Consider the following 2,344-nt stretch of genomic DNA (forward strand, 5'->3'; position numbering starts at 1 on the left):
GCGGCGTCCCCGCCAGGCGCCGCGCCGGGGCACGCCTCGCCTCGGTGACCGCGGCCGACCCGCGGCCGGGGCCGGTCCATCACCCCCGCTGGTCTAGAATGACTTTTCGTGATTTCACTGCCATCCCTGCTATTCCTGCCGGGCCGCGGCGGTGTCCCCCGTCATGCGGCATTGTTGAGGGGAAACATGAAATCCAGAGCGCTTTTCGTCGCCTTGGCGACAGTCGTCGGGCTCGTGGCCGGGGTCACGCCCGCGCAGGCGGCGACGTACGCCAGCACGTACTCGGAGCTCAGCCTCCCGGCCAAGGCTGACCTGAACAACCAGGTCGTCCTGTCCGGTCGAATCTGGCGGGCGACGGCTGGCCGTGCCGTGAGCCTGTACACCGGCGTCGCGCCCGACGGGTCCGGCGGGAGCTGGCTCACCACGGCCAACACGGACGCGAACGGTCGGTTCTCGTTCGTGACCAGCGTCTACTCCGCGACGCGGTTCAAGTTCTTCAGCGCCAAGCAGCTCAACGGCAAAGACACCTATGCGGCCGAGGCCACGGCGCCGTTCGTGGTGTCACCGCCCGACGTGGTGACGGTGGCGAGCAGCTTCTCGGAGGTCAGCGCTCCGGGGCGGACCGACATCGTCGGGGTGGTCACGCTGTCAGGCCGTGTCTGGCCCGCGGCCGCCGGGCGGACGGTCAGCCTCCTCGACGGCGTGGCCGCTGACGGATCCGGTGGGACCTGGAAGGCCGGCACGCACACGGACGGCAACGGACGGTTCAGCTTCGTGACGTCGGTCAGCGGCACCACGCGCTTCAGGTTCTTCAGCGCCAACCAGCAGAACGGCAACTACCTCTACGCCAACACGACGACGGGCGCGCTCACGGTCACCTCGGACATCCCGAGCAGCATCTCGGGCCCCGCCGGGAACGAGACGTGGGGCTCACCCATCTACACCTCCCCTGTCACGGGTGAGGGGGTGATCACCGGGACCATCATCCCCGCGGTCGCGGGACGGCAGGTGAACCTCTACGAGAAGGACGGCGCCTTCGTCGGGTCGACGACCACGAACGCCAGCGGCGTCTTCGGCTTCACCGTGTCGCCCACGGCGGTCACCCAGTACCGCGTGTTCAGCGCGAAGCACACCTACGGCACCGCGACGCACCTGCAGGTCGGCTACGGCCAGGACGGCGACGCGCCGCCGAACCAGGAGCTGAAGGCGATCGTCGTGCGGAAGATGCTGATGTTCGACGACTTCAGCTACGCCACCAAGGCCGACCTGATGAACAGCCGATGGGCCATCCGGCAGGGCACCTATCAGCTCCCTGGCGGGACGAACAATCCTCGGACGCAGAACCGCGGCGACTGGAGCGCCGTGGAGCTGGGGAGCGACGCGGGCGCGACCAACGTCCTGCGCCTGGGGATCAAGACCGAGCAGGTGGACGGCACGACGAAGTTCATGAGCGGCCACCTGGGCACGTCCCTCCCGTTCGTGTACGGACACATCGAAGCCCGGGTCAGGTTCCAGCGCCCGGGCAACTCGCAGAGCTCCGTGTGGTACCAGTCCTATTACGACGAGCCCGGCGATCACGAGTTCGACGTGTTCGAGAGCATGGGTGACGGCTGGCGCCGCAATGCCTCGCACCCCTTCGGTGCGGTTGACCATAATGCGTTCACCAACTACCCCACCCGGAGCAAGCTCTGGGAGGGCAAGTCGGATGCCTCGAACGAGGCGTGGTGGGACGAGTACCACGTGGTCCGTGGGACCTGGACCGGCTCGGGTTACTCCGTCACCGTCGATGGCGGGCCCGCCGTGTCGACAGGCGACTTCTCCGGGTCCAGGCCGGGCGACCTCATCTTGAGCATGCTGGTGACGGACGGACAGGCCGACGCCCTGCGCGGCGCCGGGAAGACGACGGACGCGGCGCTCGCCAACCACGTCCTGTCGATTGACTGGGTGCGCGTCTGGCGATGACCGGCGCGTGACGCGCTCCGGGCACGTCCAGCCCCCGCCGTGCCCGGGCGCCCGCCTTCGTTGCCGTCCCCTGGACCCCATGTCAGTGTGGCGGGCCATGAGGTCGTTGATTCAGCCATGGCGCGCCCTCTCGGCCATGCTCGTCCTGCTCGCCTCCACCTCCTGGGCGCTGGCGCCGGACGCGGGGACGGAAGGGGCAGTCGTCCCCGGCGGCGCTCCCACGGCCCCGGACGCCGCCGTGGATCCGCGCTGGGCCCGGATCCAGGCGCTCATCGACGGGACGCTCGACGTCGGCGTGTCGCCCCAGTCGCTCTTCGACGTTCCGCTCGGCGACGAGCCCGCCCTCCAGGTCGAGGCCCTGCGCGTCCGCGCGCTGCTGCGG

General features: G+C 69.5%; 2 protein-coding genes. Both read left to right on the forward strand.

The genetic code is table 11. From position 1 onward, the window contains the following. Positions 1–234: 234 nt before the first annotated feature. Complete coding sequence (locus tag ACLEQD_RS41540; RefSeq protein WP_410391437.1) at positions 235–1,962, forward strand: hypothetical protein; 1,728 nt, start codon at positions 235–237, stop codon at positions 1,960–1,962. 136 nt (positions 1,963–2,098) lie between these two features. After that, positions 2,099–2,344: hypothetical protein (locus ACLEQD_RS41545; RefSeq protein WP_410391438.1), on the forward strand; the 246-nt coding region annotated here is incomplete at its 3' end.

It is taken from the genome of Corallococcus sp. 4LFB (genome assembly GCF_046520365.1).
In the GTDB taxonomy this organism is placed as follows: domain Bacteria; phylum Myxococcota; class Myxococcia; order Myxococcales; family Myxococcaceae; genus Corallococcus; species Corallococcus caeni.